Source organism: Catenulispora rubra (assembly GCF_015356825.1).
Taxonomy (GTDB): domain Bacteria; phylum Actinomycetota; class Actinomycetes; order Streptomycetales; family Catenulisporaceae; genus Catenulispora; species Catenulispora rubra.
Genome location: NZ_JAACYW010000125.1, coordinates 19042 through 31820, shown reverse-complemented (window position 1 = coordinate 31820; position 12779 = coordinate 19042). Strand labels below are relative to the sequence as shown.

Genomic DNA, 12779 nt, shown 5'->3' with positions numbered 1-12779 from the left:
ATCCGCTCGTAGCCCGAGCCGTGCACCAAGGCCTCGACGACCAGCCGGAACACCATCTCATCAGGTATCCGACGCTTGTGGCAGCCCAGAGGGTGGTTCGGATCGAACTCGGGACGGTCGGGTAGCAGCGCCGAGAACTGGTCCCACAGGGGGTCGAGAAGAGATGATGGCATGGCAGGCACGGGCGCTCCGACGGTTACAGAGCGTAGAGAACTCCGAAACCATCAGGCCCGTGCCTGCCTGTCAAATCCCTGAGTTACCAAGAGCGCGCCCCACGCCTATCCTCGGTCGCTCTAAGACCGCGACTCGCCAAGTCCCCGCGCACCAACACAGCAACAGGCCAAAGCGCCGGCTTGTCACTGTGGCCGCTCGCTGAGGCCACAGTTCGCCAAGGTGACCGCTCGCCAGGGCACTGACTCGCGGGCCCCGACTCATCACCGCACCGGCTTGTCACCTGTGGTCGTTCTTTAGGCGCCGACTCAACTCACCCAGCAGCCAGCACCACCGCCACGCCAGCCCCTACCCCCAAGCGCCACCGCCGCGTCCCACGACACCCGCGCGCCCGACCACACGATCACCTGGGGCATCCGCAGCAGTGCGCTGAAATGCGAGGCGCGCGGTTCCAGGTCGACCGTTGCGCGTGGGATTCGCTCGCCCAGCCATCGCGTGTGGCTGGCTGGGGAGAAGCGGTCCTCGGCGCCGTGCCACAGGTAGACCGGGACGCGGATGTCCGCTGGGTCGAAGCCCCAGGGGGCTGCGAGGGCGAGGGCGTCGTCGTACCAGCCGTCTGCGGAGCGGGACACGGCTGCCGCGTATGCCGCGACGAGTTCGTGGCGGATGTTCGCTTGGCGGATGACGGCTCGGTCTGCGGGTTCCAGTCCTTCGTCGATGTTCGCCAGCAGGCTTGTGGGGTCGGCTCGGATGCGGGCGGCGCGGTCGTCCAGGACGCGGCGGAGCGCCTCGGGGTTCGTGAGGGCCTGGGTGTAGGCCTCGACGTTGCCCGGGGTCATGCCGGCGAACCAGGCGGTGCCCATTGCGTCGCGCGGGGCGAGGGCGACCATGGCTGCCGCCTTGGTCACGCGCTCTGGGAGGAGGGCCGCGCAGGCGAGGGCGTGGGGGCCGCCGCCGGAGCGGCCTAGGACGGCGAAGTGTTCGATGTCCAGGGCGTCAGCGACGGTGCGGGCGTCCGCCGCCACGGAGGCGACGGTGCGGCCCGGTTGGCGGTCCGACTCGCCGAAGCCGGGGCGGTCGAAGGTCAGTAGCCGGATCCCGGAGGCGTGCAGCGTCATCGGCCGCGGGACGGGCCCGAGTCTGCTGCCGGGGGTGCCGTGGAACAGCATCACCGGGGCCCCGTGGGGGTCGCCGCGCTGGGACACCGCCAGCCGGCGGCCGTCCGGGGTGCGGACTGTGCGGATCATGGCTCTCCTCCGTTGGGCGGCTACCCGGCGGGTCGGCACCGGAAACCGCCGCCTCCGGCGCGCCAGGGGGCGGACGGAGGCGGGGTAATCTCGGGGCATGCCGCTGTTCGGGGCGCGCCCGCCGGTCGAGGACCGGGAGCGCCAGTGGATCGAGAAGATGCTGGGCTGGTGCGTCGAGCAGTTCGGGCGCGCTGCTTTGGAGGCGGAGGTGCTCACACCCACACCTTCGTTCTTCCCCGGGAGTTATCGGGGCACTCCGGACGATGTGCTCGGCGTCGTCGACCTCGTCCGCGCCCACCTGCGCATCGACCCGGCGGAGATCGCGGTCGCCCTGTACGACGGCCGCCCTCCGGTGCAGCCCGCCCCCGGCGGCGGCGTCACCGGGTCCAAGAGCGTCGCCGGCCACTACAGCGTCCGCGAAGGGCTCGGCGTCATCGCGATAGGGATGGACAACGCCCCCGACCCCCAGCGGGTCGTGGCGGTCGCAGCCCACGAACTGTGCCACCACAAGCTGCTCTACCGAGGCCTGTCCAGCTCGAACGAGGGCGACCACGAGCCGCTGACCGACCTCGCCACGGTGTTCTTCGGCCTCGGCATCTTCACCGCCAACGCCGCCTTCGTGTTCTCACAGGGCCGGGGCGGCTGGCGCCGGCAGCAGCTCGGTTACATCAACCAGCCGATGTTCGGCTACGCGCTGGCCCGGGTCGCGTGGATGCGCGGAGACCGGGATCCGGCGTGGGCACGGTATCTGGACACGAACCCGCGCGGGTACTTCAAACAGGCGATGCGGTATCTCGAGAAAGAGCCGCCGGCCGCCTGAGGTCCCGCGGCAGTCGGGGTCCGGACCGCACATGTGTCGCGCGGCCCGGACACCGGACGCCGGATGCCAAGAGCACGTCAGGAAACGGACTCAGCCGCTCACTCCGGCCCGGTGACGACCTCGATCAGCGCGGCGGCCGCCCTGGCCAGGCGCAGCGCCTCGGCCGGCGTGTCCGCGGTCACCGCGGCGAACGCGGGCCGGTCCCCGGAGCTGCGCAGCTCGTTGAGCCGACCGCCCACCTCCACGACGGTGTCGGCGTAGAAGACCCCCTCGGACTCGCGGGCCGCCTCCAGCCCGCGGATCTCGGTGACCACGCCCGGCTGGGCCACGCTGTAGTGGATCGAAGCGGCGCGCTTGGCCTGCGTCGGCAGCTCGACCGAGATCGCCCGGCCGGCCAGGATGTCCACGTAGGCGTGGAGGATGTCGACCGGGTAGGCCTGGCGGATCATGTCGACGATCCCGTCCCCGGCGCCGCGGCCGGCGCACTCCACCAGGTGCGGGACCCCGTCGGCGACGATCCACTCGCAGTGGACGATCCCGTCGGCGAAGCCCACCGCCTCGACCACCCGGCCGGTCTGCCGCACCAGCAGCTCGTTCAGCTCCGGCGCGATGTCCGCGGGGATCACGTGGCCCAGCTCCACCGGCCGCGGCCCGGGGTACAGCAGCTTCCCGGTGACGTTGGCGAACACGCTCTTGCCGCCCTGCACCAGCATCTCGACGCTGAGCTCGTCGCCGGCCACGAACCGCTCGGCCAGCATGCGCCGGCCGGCCCTCAGCGCCACGTCGTCCTCGTCGCACAGCCCCTGCCAGGCCTCGTCGATCTCGGCCGGATCGCGGACCACGAGCGTGCCCACCGAGCCCTGCCCGCTGCCCGGCTTGATCACGATCGGACCGGTCCCGGCCGCCATGAACGCCCGCGCCTGCGCGGCGTCGGCCACCACGGCCGACTCCGGGTTCGGTATCCCCGCGGCCCGGGTGATCCCGCGCAGCCGGTACTTGTCCCGCAGCGCCTCCGCGGCGCCGAGGCTCGCGCCGGGCAGGCCGTAGCGCTCGGCCAGGCGGGCCGCGAACAGGACTCCGGCCTCGGTGACCGGGACGACCGCGACCGGGTCCAAGTCGCGGTGGTTCAGGAAGAACTCGTCGGCCGTGCCCACCTGGGCGAGATCCCACTCGGCGATCTCGCGGACCAGCGGCGACCAGGTGACGGACGCCTGGGCGCCGCGCTCGCGCGCGTACTCCTTCTCCTCGACGACGATCACGGACTTCGCCGGGAGCACGTCGCCGAAGCCGAACAGGCTGATAGCGCTGAAACCGCAGAAGATGACGGGTCTGACTGCTTGCTCCGCTGGAACCGGCTCCTCAGATGGCATTGCTCCCCCTCAGTGACGAATGTGCACGGGTACAGAGCGAACCGGGCCCTGTGGCGGGGCCCGGTGATCAGAGTACTGAGGCATATGCGGGTTCGTACTCCGTCTGGTGCGACAGTACGAAAGTCGTGATGTCCGCCTGCGGACCCGACGGCCAGCCCGCCGTCACAGCGCGGTCAGGCCTGCGGTCACAACGCAGTCAGGCGTGCGGTCACAGCGCGGTCAGACGCGCGGCCGCAGCAGCGACCCGCTCGTCGGTCGCGGTCAGCGCGACCCGCACATGCCGCGCCCCGGCCTCGCCGTAGAAGTCACCGGGAGCCACCAGGATGCCGCGCTCGGAGAGCCACTCGACGGTGCTCCAGCAGTCCTCGTCGCGCGTGGACCACAGGTACAGCCCGGCCTCGGAGTGGTCGATGCGGAAGCCCGCACGCTCCAGCGCCTCGCGCAGCACCTCACGGCGCCTGCGGTAGCGCTCCTTCTGCTCGGCGGCGTGGACGTCGTCGGTCAGGGCGACCGTCATCGCGTCCTGCACCGGCTGCGGCATGATCAGGCCGGCGTGCTTGCGCACTTCCAGCAAGTCGGCCACGACCGCGGGGTCGCCGGTGACGAAGCCGGCGCGGTAGCCGGCCAGGTTCGAACGCTTCGACAGGGAGTGCACGGCCAGCAGGCCCTCGTGGCCGCCGCCGCAGACGTCCGGGTGCAGCAGCGAGACCGGCTCGGACTCCCAGGCCAGCTCGATGTAGCACTCGTCGGAGACCACGACGGTGCCGGACTCGCGGGCCGCCTCGACCACGGCGCGCAGTTCGGCGGCGGGGGCGACGCGGCCGTTCGGGTTGGCCGGGGAGTTGAGCCAGACGAGCTTCGGGCGGTGCCCGCGGATCAGGTCCGCGGCGTCCTCTGGCGCGACCACGAGCGTGTCGGCGCCGGCGATGCGGGCGCCGACGTCGTAGGTCGGGTAGGCCACCGACGGGATGGCCACCTGGTCGCCGGGGCCCAGGCCCAGCAGTGTCGGGAGCCAGGCCACCAGTTCCTTGGTGCCGATCACCGGCAGCACGGCCGCCGGGGCGGTTCCGGGCACGCCGAGTCGGCGCGCCAGCCAGCCGACGGCCGCCTCGCGCAGCGCGGGGGTGCCGTGGGTGAGCGGGTAGCCGGGGGCGTCGGACCCGGTGCGCAGCGCGTCTTGGATGACGGCCGGCACCGGGTCGACAGGCGTGCCGACGGACAGGTCGACGATCCCGTCCGGGTGTTGGCCGGCCCGTGCCTTGGCGGGCGCGAGCCGGTCCCACGGGAAGTCAGGGAGCTTCCGCATCGTGAAGGATTTCCTCTGGTGGAGCGGGATGTCGCCGGCGGAGAGAGCTGGCGGCGCTCAGCTCTCGCCCTCGGCCTGCGGCGGCAGGGCGGACACCAGGGGGTGGTCCTTCTCGATCAGACCCATCTTCGAGGCGCCACCGGGGGAGCCGAGGTCGTCGAAGAACTCCACATTGGCCTTGTAGTAGTCCTTCCACTGCTCCGGGGTGTCGTCCTCGTAGAAGATCGCCTCGACGGGGCACACCGGCTCGCAGGCGCCGCAGTCGACGCACTCGTCCGGGTGGATGTAGAGCATGCGCTCGCCCTCGTAGATGCAATCGACAGGGCACTCCTCGATGCAGGCCTTGTCCTTCACGTCCACGCAGGGCAGGGCGATGACGTAAGTCACTTTCTCCGGTCCTCCTGTTGATGCGGTGGGCGACGCAGCGGTGCGGGCTGCAAAGCCCTATGCTCGTCCGCCCTTAGTATCACGCGTGAACGGCCGGTTCTCCTAAGCGGGTCAGCCAGCGGACGGCCGGTCCCTCCAAGGCCGCAGCACGGAGGCGCACAAGAGCGTCCACCCGGCGCCCAGCGCGGCCCCGGCCAGGACGTCGGTCGGGAAGTGGACGCCGAGGACCGGACGCGACACGGCGATGACGATCACGTACAGCACCAGCACGGCCGCGACGGCCCGGCGGACGACCGCCCCGACCAGCAGCGGGACCGCGGCCAGGATCAGCACGGCGGCCAGCGCCGAGGTGCCGGTGGCGTGCCCGGAGGGGAACGAGGCGCCGGATTCTGTGGAGATCGTGTGCGCGGCGTCCCAGATCGGACGGTGGCGGTCGACGCCCTTTTTGGCCACGTAGGCGATGGCGTACGCACCGACCACCGAGGTCGCGGCGAAGTATGCCGAGGTCCGCATCCGCAGCAGATAGAAGGCGACCGCGACGAGGAGCCCGAGGCCCAGCGTCACGGTCGGCGAACCGGCGTTCGTGACCGCCTTGAAGAAGTCGGCGACCCCGGTGTCGCGCAGCGCGAACCGGTTCAGCGAGTCGTCGATCGACTGGTCCGGGCTCCGGGACGCCTTGGTCGCGACGACGAACGCGAGCAGGACGAACACACCGAGGGACACCCCTCCCGACCAGCGCAGTACCGACGCTCTGGGGCGGTCGTCGGTGACGTGCGCACGGTGCTGGACGACGGCATGCCGGGGTTCGGTGAGCATGTCTCACCGTAACCTAGTCACCTGAAGTTCGTCTGGCGTTCACCGCTCATTCACTTACTCCGAGCGTAACGGCCCTTCTGAGACGACTGTCGGGATTAACCCCTAAGCGTCCTGCTTGCGCAGCCCTCGCAGCACCACGTCGAGCAGCAGATACGGGTTCACCGGCGGCACGCCGGAGTCGACCGGCTTCTCGGCACGCCGCTCCACGGCCGTGACGATGCCCGAGCACAGCGACATCACGTCCCAGAAGTTGACGTCGGAGCGGAACGCGCCGGCCTGCTGTCCGCGCTCCAGCAGCCGGGTCCCGGCGTCCATCATTTCTTTACAAGTCTGCCCGAGCGCGGTGCTCTGGTCGTGGATGGCCTCCTTCACCGCCAGCGACAGGCCGCGGTAGATCGCCATGTGCTCGATCAGCAGCGTCAGCCACTCGGTGAACGCCGCGTCGGCGTCCTCGCGGCGCTCGGCGAGGGTCTGCGCACACTCGGCGAGCTTCAGGTAACGCTCGGCCAGAACGGCGGCGATGAGATCTTCGCGCCGGGGGAACCGGCGGTACAGTGTCCCGATCCCGACACCCGCCTGGCGTGCGATCTCCTCCAGGGATGTCTCGATCCCGTGGGTCGCGAACGCCGACTGGGCCACCTCGACGAGGCGCTCGCGGTTGCGGAGCGCGTCAGCCCTCACCGTGTCATCAACCTTCCACCTAGTTGAGCAGGGCCTCCCCGAGCCCCGCGGAATTCCAGTTGCCGCCATGCGTACCGGCACTCTACGCTAAACGGAGTTAGCCTCCGCTTAAATGCTCGCCGTCAGGTGAAGGACACCATGTCTACTGCGTCCATATCCACAACACCTTCCACCGGGAAAGTTGTTCCAAAGCGCGAGCCCAAGCCGGGACTCATCCTCGCGACCATCGTGACCTGCCAGTTGATGCTGGTCCTCGACGCCACCATCGTCAACATAGCCCTGCCGAAGATCCAGACCTCGCTGAAGTTCTCCAGCGCGAACCTGTCGTGGGTACTGAACGCCTACACGCTGGCCTTCGGCGGCCTGCTGCTGCTCGGCGGCCGGGCCGGCGACATCTTCGGGCGGCGGCGGATGTTCGTGTCCGGAGTCATCCTGTTCACCGTGGCCTCCTTCGTCGGCGGGCTCGCGGTCGACTCCACCATGCTGCTGGCCTCCCGGGCGCTGCAGGGTGTGGGGGCGGCGATGGCCGGACCGAGCATGCTGGCCCTGATCATCACGACCTTCCCCGAGGGCGCGCCGCGGGTGAAGGCGATGAGCCTGTTCACCGCGGTCTCCAGCGCCGGCGGCTCGGTCGGCCTGCTGCTCGGCGGCATGCTGACCACCTGGGGCTCGTGGCGGCTGGTCATGTACATCAACGTGCCGATCGGCGCGGTCGCCGCGATCGCCGCGGCCCGGTTGCTGAACGAGTCCCCGCGGGTGCCGGGCAAGATCGACTACCTGGGCGCGATCACCTCGGTCACCGGCATGGGCAGCCTGGTCTACGGCTTCATCAACGCCTCCGAGCACGGCTGGGGCAACGGAACCACCATCGGGGTGTTCGCCGCCGCGGTGGTGCTGCTGAGCGCGTTCGTGTTCATCGAGTCCCGCGTCGAGTTCCCGGTGTTCCCGCTGCGGCTGCTGCGGAACTCCACCAGGGCCCGGAGCTACGGCTCCTATGTGCTGCTGGTCGGCGCGATGTTCTCGATGTTCTTCTTCATGCCGCAGTTCATGCAGGAGGTGCTGGACTACTCGCCGATGCGCGCGGGCCTGGCGTTCCTGCCGCTGACCGCGACCCTGTTCGCGGTCTCGCGCTTCATCCCCAAGCTGCTCCCCCGCTTCGGCCCGCGTCCGCTGATCGTCCTCGGTACGGCGCTGATCTCCGGCGCGCTGCTCTGGCTGTCGCAGGTCTCGGTGCACACCGGCTTCGTCAGCGGCCTGCTGGTGCCGTTCCTGATGTTCGGCCTCGGCGGCGGCATCGCGTTCAGCCCGATCGCGCTGAACATCATGAACGGCCTGGCCCCGCGGGACTCCGGCGCCGGTTCCGGGCTGATGCAGGCCTGTCAGCAGATCGGCGGCGCGCTGGGCATCGCGGTGCTGGTGACCATCTTCACCTCGTCGATGAAGGGCAGCCACGACCCGAACCCGAAGGTGAACTTCACGCACGGCCTGGGCACCGGGCTGACGGTCGGTGCGGGGATCGCGCTGGCGGTGTGCCTGATCTCGCTGACGCTGCGGCCGAAGCCGGCGACGGCGCCTTCGGGCCCGGCGCCCGTTCTGGAGTAGGCCGAAGGAGGCGGGTTCGCGACACGGCGGCTTCCGGTGCCAGATGCTACCCGGGGGCCGCTTTCGCGTTGCCGGCGGGAGTGAGGACTCAGCCCCCGTAGGGGAACAACCGCCGAACCCGCCACACGCCGTCGTCGCCGTGCAGATACAGCGCGAACCCGCTCACCGGGAAGCGGGCCTCGTAGCCCGCGAGCGTCTCCTGGGCGCGGCTGAGCGCGTCCTCGGGGAGTTCGTGGGCGACCGTCACGTGCGGGTGGTACGGGAAGCGCGCCTCGCCCGCGAGTATGCCGGAACGGACCAGGGCCTCGGTGGCGGTGCACTCCTCGGCGCCCTGGGCCACGCGGACGAAGGTCACCGGGGAGATCGGGCGGAAGGTACCGGTGCCCTGCAGCAGCATCGAGAACGGCCGGCCGGAGGAGGCCGCCTTGACCAGGTGGTCCTCGATGCCCGGCAGGTCCTCGCGCTCGACCTCGCTCGGCGGGAGGAGGGTCACGTGCGTCGGGATCGCCAGGGCCATCGGGTCGTGGAACGACTCGCGCCACTTCTGCAGTTCGCTGCCGTAGGGCTCGGGGATCGGGACCGCGACGCCGATGGTCACGGTGTCCGCCCCCCGGGCCCCGGACGCGAAGGGGTTGGCCCCGGCGAAGGTCGCCGCGAGCGGATCCGGCACGCCGCCCACCGTCAGTTCCCCGCCGCGGGCAGGAACCCGACTCGGTCGTAGACCTCGGACAGGGTCCGGGTCGCGATGGTGCGGGCCTTGGCGGCGCCCTCGGCCAGGACCGCGTCCAGCTTGTCGGGCTCGGCCAGGATGGCCTGCGTGCGCTCCCGGAACGGGGTCACGAAGTCGATGAAGACCTCGGCGAGGTCCTTCTTCAGGTCGCCGTAGCCCTTGCCCTCGTAGGCGGTCTCCAGTTCGGGGATGCTCCGGCCGTCCAGCGCCGCGTAGATCGACAGCAGGTTGGAGATGCCCGCCTTGTTCTCCTCGTCGTAGCGGATCTCGCGCTCGGTGTCGGTGACCGCGGAGCGGATCTTCTTGGCCGAGGCCTTCGGGTCGTCCAGCAGCTCGATGATGCCGGCCGGCGAGGAGGCCGACTTCGACATCTTCGCGCCCGGGTCCTGCAGGTCGGTGATCTTGCCGGTGGCCTTGATGATGTACGGGTCCGGGACCGTGAAGTAGTCGCCGTAGCGGCCGTTGAAGCGCTGCGCCAGGTCCCGGGTGAGCTCCAGGTGCTGGCGCTGGTCCTCGCCGACCGGGACCTGGTCGGCGTTGTACAGCAGCACGTCCGCGGCCATCAGCATCGGGTAGGTGAACAGCCCCACGTTGGTGTTGGTGGTGCCCTGCTTGCCGGACTTGTCCTTGAACTGGGTCATCCGGCCGGCCTCGCCGAAGCCGGTCATGCAGGTCAGGACCCAGGCCAGCTGCGCGTGCTCGGGCACGTGGCTCTGCACGAACAAGGTGCTGCGCCCCGGGTCGATCCCGGCCGCCAGCAGCTGCGCGGCGGCGATCCGGGTGCGCTGGCGCAGCAGCTTCGGGTCCTGCTCGACGGTGATCGCGTGCAGGTCCACGACGCAGTAGATGGTCTCGTGGGTCTCCTGCAGGGGCACCCACTGCCGAATCGCGCCGAGGTAGTTCCCGACGTGGAAGGAGTCGGCGGTCGGCTGGATGCCGGAGAAGACGCGCTTGCGACCGGAGGACTGGGGAGCGGCTGCCATAAGCCCCATTCTCTCAGATCCGCGGCTCGCTTTGATCGGGTTCTCCCGGGATCTCCTCACCCGCACCGGCCTGGCCGAGCTGGTCGTCGCCATCAGTGTTCGAATGATCACCGGAGGTGATGTCAGCGGCGGATTCCGGGCCGCCGGCGGACGCCTCGGCGGCAGGCGCTTCGTCGACGGGCACCTCGGCGGCGGGGGCATCGGCAGCGAGGGCTCCAGCGGGAGCATCGGAGCCGGGAGCATCAGCGCCGGGGGCCTCCGCCGCCCCGCCCTCGGGCAGCCGCGTGATCCGGATCCGCGCGATGCGCCGGCCGTCCATCTCGGCCACCCGCAGCTGGGAGCGGTGGATCTCGCGCTCGACGTCCTCGTCGCCATCCTCCGGGCCCGCGCCGTGCAGGCCGGGGACGGCGTCGAAGGCGACCACCACCTCGTCGCCGAGCGCCGGGAGCCGCCCGAGCTGGGCCACCATGAACCCGGCCGCGGTCTCGTACGGGCCGTCGGGCAGCTCGATCCCGGTCTCGTCCATGAAGTCGTCCAGGTTCAGCAGGCCGTCGACCTCCATCACCCCGCCGACCAGCCGGGTGGTGCCGGCCTGGCCGACGTCGTACTCGTCCTGGATGTCGCCGATCAGCTCCTCGATCAGGTCCTCCAGGGTGACGATGCCGGCGGTGCCGCCGTACTCGTCGACCACGATCGCCAGGTGCGTGGACTCCGCGCGCATCTCCGAAAGCGCCGAGAGCACCTGCTTGGAGGTCGGCAGCATCTTCACCGGCCGGGCGATCTCCTCCAGCCGGATCGAGCGCCCGGCCAGCTCGGGGTTGAGGAAGTCGCGCACGTGCACGAAACCGATGACGTTGTCCGCCGAACCCTCGATCACCGGGTAGCGGGAGTGCGGCTCGGAGGCGGCGATCCGCGCCGCCTGGCGGATCGGCAGCTGGCCGTCCAGGAACGTGACCTCGGTGCGCGGCACCAGCACCTCGCGCAGCTGCCGGTCGCCGGCGTCGAAGATCTCGTCGATCAGCTCGCGCTCGTCGCTGTTCAGCGTCTCGTTCCCGGCCACCATCAGCCGCAGCTCCTCGGAGGACACCGCCTCCCGGCCCACGGCCGGGTCGCCGCCGAACAGCCGCACCACGCCGTTGGTGCACACCGAGAGCAGGAAGATGAACGGCCGCACGACCGCGGCCATCCGGTTCAGGAAGGGCGCGACGGCGCGCGCCGTCCCCTCGGGCCGTTGCAGCGCCAGCCGCTTGGGCGCGAGCTCGCCGATCACCAGGGTCACGAAGGTGATGACCAGCGTGACGCCGACGACCCCGACGAACCCGGCCAGGCCCTTGCCGAGCCCGGCGCTGATCAGGCCGCGCTTGGCGCTCTCGGACAGGGTGATCGCGCCGTAGGCCGAGGACAGCAGCGCGGTCAGCGTGACGCCGATCTGCACCGTGGCCAGCCAGCGGTTCTGGTCGCGCACCAGTTTGGCCACCACCTGGCCGCGGCGGCCCTGCTGGGCCATGGTTTCCAGCTGGCTCTCACGCAACGAAACGAGCGCGATCTCGGACGCGACGAACAGCGCCTCGATGAGGATCAGCGCCAGGACGACCAGGATGGACACGAGAATCGGGCTCACCCCGTTGATTGTAGGGAGCGCGGGACTCCGGTGGTTGGGACGCCAGTGGCGCAATGAAACGCCTGTGACCGCCGGATCTTCGCAACGATCGTGCGACGACACGCAACGAAGCCTGCTTGAGCAGGGAAAACACGGTACTTATGCTCAGGTTGCATGATCCCCGAGACACTCCTCGCGCCTTCGGCGGCACAGCGCGTGGCGATCCCGCGCCGGTATCTCATGTGCCCGCCGGACCACTTCGCGGTCACCTACTCCATCAACCCCTGGATGGACCCGGACGAACCGGTCGACGCCTCGCTGGCCGCGCGCCAGTGGGAGGCCCTGCGCGACGCGTACCTGGACCTCGGCCACCAGGTGGAGACCATCAAGCCGATCGAGGGCCTGCCGGACATGGTGTTCGCGGCCAACGGCGCGACCGTCGTGGGCGGCAAGGTGCTCGGCGCCTCTTTCCGCAACGAGGAGCGCCAGGCGGAGGGCCCGGCGTACATGGAGTGGTTCCGCAAGAACGGCTTCGCCGAGATCCACGACCCGCAGTTCATCAACGAGGGCGAGGGCGACTTCCTCGTCGCCCCGGGCGCAAATGGACACAGCGCCGGCGACTGGATCCTGGCCGGCCACGGCTTCCGGTCCGACCCGAACGCGCACCTGGAGGCGCAGGAGTTCTTCGGGATGCCGGTGATCGGGCTGCGCCTGGTCGACCCGCGCTACTACCACCTGGACACGGCGATCGCGGTGCTCGACAAGGAGACCATCGCCTACTACCCCGAGGCCTTCTCGCCGGGTTCGCAGGCCGTCCTGCGCACGCTGTACCCGGACGCGGTCGTGGCCACCGCCGAGGACGCCGCCGTCTTCGGGCTGAACGCGGTCTCCGACGGCCTGCACGTCCTGCTCCCGCAGGCCGCCACCGGTCTGGCGGCCCGGCTCGCCGAGCGCGGCTACCAGCCGATCGGCGTGGACCTGTCCGAACTGCTCAAGGCGGGCGGCTCGGTCAAGTGCTGCACGCTGGAGCTCAGAAGCTGAAAGGGGTCCGCCGTGACCACGATCT

At 70.3% G+C, this 12779-nt stretch carries 12 protein-coding genes and 1 pseudogene; 3 read left to right on the top strand and 10 right to left on the bottom strand.

Translation table 11 applies throughout. The annotated features are described in order from the left end of the window. Positions 1–182 (bottom strand): annotated as a pseudogene (locus tag GWK61_RS29360) (IS5/IS1182 family transposase); the annotation flags it as partial. A 297-nt stretch (positions 183–479) separates the two neighbouring features. After that, positions 480–1418, bottom strand: coding sequence for an alpha/beta fold hydrolase (locus tag GWK61_RS29355; protein ID WP_194913936.1), 939 nt, complete (start codon positions 1416–1418; stop codon positions 480–482). Between the two features lie 97 nt (positions 1419–1515). On the opposite strand from GWK61_RS29355, the gene GWK61_RS29350 reads away from it, so the two are divergent. After that, positions 1516–2238, top strand: a complete 723-nt coding sequence (locus GWK61_RS29350; RefSeq protein ID WP_194913927.1) for a hypothetical protein — start codon at positions 1516–1518, stop codon at positions 2236–2238. A 98-nt stretch (positions 2239–2336) separates the two neighbouring features. On the opposite strand, the gene GWK61_RS29345 is transcribed toward GWK61_RS29350, so the two are convergent. From GWK61_RS29345 to GWK61_RS29325, 5 genes are all read right to left on the bottom strand, one after another. Beyond that, entirely contained in the window at positions 2337–3608 is a 1272-nt protein-coding gene (locus tag GWK61_RS29345; protein ID WP_194913924.1) for an ATP-grasp domain-containing protein, read from the bottom strand. A 208-nt stretch (positions 3609–3816) separates the two neighbouring features. Next, positions 3817–4914, bottom strand: a complete 1098-nt coding sequence (gene dapC, locus GWK61_RS29340) for a succinyldiaminopimelate transaminase (RefSeq protein WP_194913922.1) — start codon at positions 4912–4914, stop codon at positions 3817–3819. A 57-nt stretch (positions 4915–4971) separates the two neighbouring features. Further along, on the bottom strand, positions 4972–5301 hold the full coding sequence (fdxA, locus tag GWK61_RS29335; protein WP_194913919.1) for a ferredoxin: 330 nt from the start codon (positions 5299–5301) through the stop codon (positions 4972–4974). A 111-nt stretch (positions 5302–5412) separates the two neighbouring features. Next, complete coding sequence (locus GWK61_RS29330) at positions 5413–6117, bottom strand: phosphatase PAP2 family protein (protein WP_194913918.1); 705 nt, start codon at positions 6115–6117, stop codon at positions 5413–5415. 102 nt (positions 6118–6219) lie between these two features. Next, positions 6220–6798 (bottom strand): TetR/AcrR family transcriptional regulator, encoded by a 579-nt coding sequence (locus GWK61_RS29325; RefSeq protein ID WP_194913913.1) that lies wholly within the window; start codon positions 6796–6798, stop codon positions 6220–6222. A 228-nt stretch (positions 6799–7026) separates the two neighbouring features. On the opposite strand from GWK61_RS29325, the gene GWK61_RS29320 reads away from it, so the two are divergent. Next, complete coding sequence (locus tag GWK61_RS29320) at positions 7027–8400, top strand: MFS transporter (protein WP_323747809.1); 1374 nt, start codon at positions 7027–7029, stop codon at positions 8398–8400. 88 nt (positions 8401–8488) lie between these two features. On the opposite strand, the gene GWK61_RS29315 is transcribed toward GWK61_RS29320, so the two are convergent. Genes GWK61_RS29315 through GWK61_RS29305 form a run of 3 tightly spaced genes read right to left on the bottom strand, consistent with a single transcriptional unit; the run spans position 8489 to position 11734 of the window. Next, positions 8489–9079, bottom strand: a complete 591-nt coding sequence (locus GWK61_RS29315; RefSeq protein ID WP_194913909.1) for a 2'-5' RNA ligase family protein — start codon at positions 9077–9079, stop codon at positions 8489–8491. Positions 9080–9081: 2 nt separating this feature from the next. Beyond that, positions 9082–10122, bottom strand: coding sequence for a tryptophan--tRNA ligase (gene trpS / locus GWK61_RS29310; protein ID WP_194913907.1), 1041 nt, complete (start codon positions 10120–10122; stop codon positions 9082–9084). Between the two features lie 4 nt (positions 10123–10126). Continuing rightward, positions 10127–11734 carry a hemolysin family protein gene (locus GWK61_RS29305; protein WP_194913905.1) on the bottom strand — a complete coding sequence of 536 codons (1608 nt, stop codon included), beginning with the start codon at positions 11732–11734 and terminating at the stop codon, positions 10127–10129. A gap of 153 nt (positions 11735–11887) precedes the next feature. Here GWK61_RS29305 and ddaH point away from each other — a divergent pair, with 153 nt between their 5' ends. Continuing rightward, positions 11888–12754, top strand: a complete 867-nt coding sequence (gene ddaH, locus GWK61_RS29300) for a dimethylargininase (RefSeq protein ID WP_194913904.1) — start codon at positions 11888–11890, stop codon at positions 12752–12754. The last annotated feature ends 25 nt before the right edge of the window (positions 12755–12779 follow it).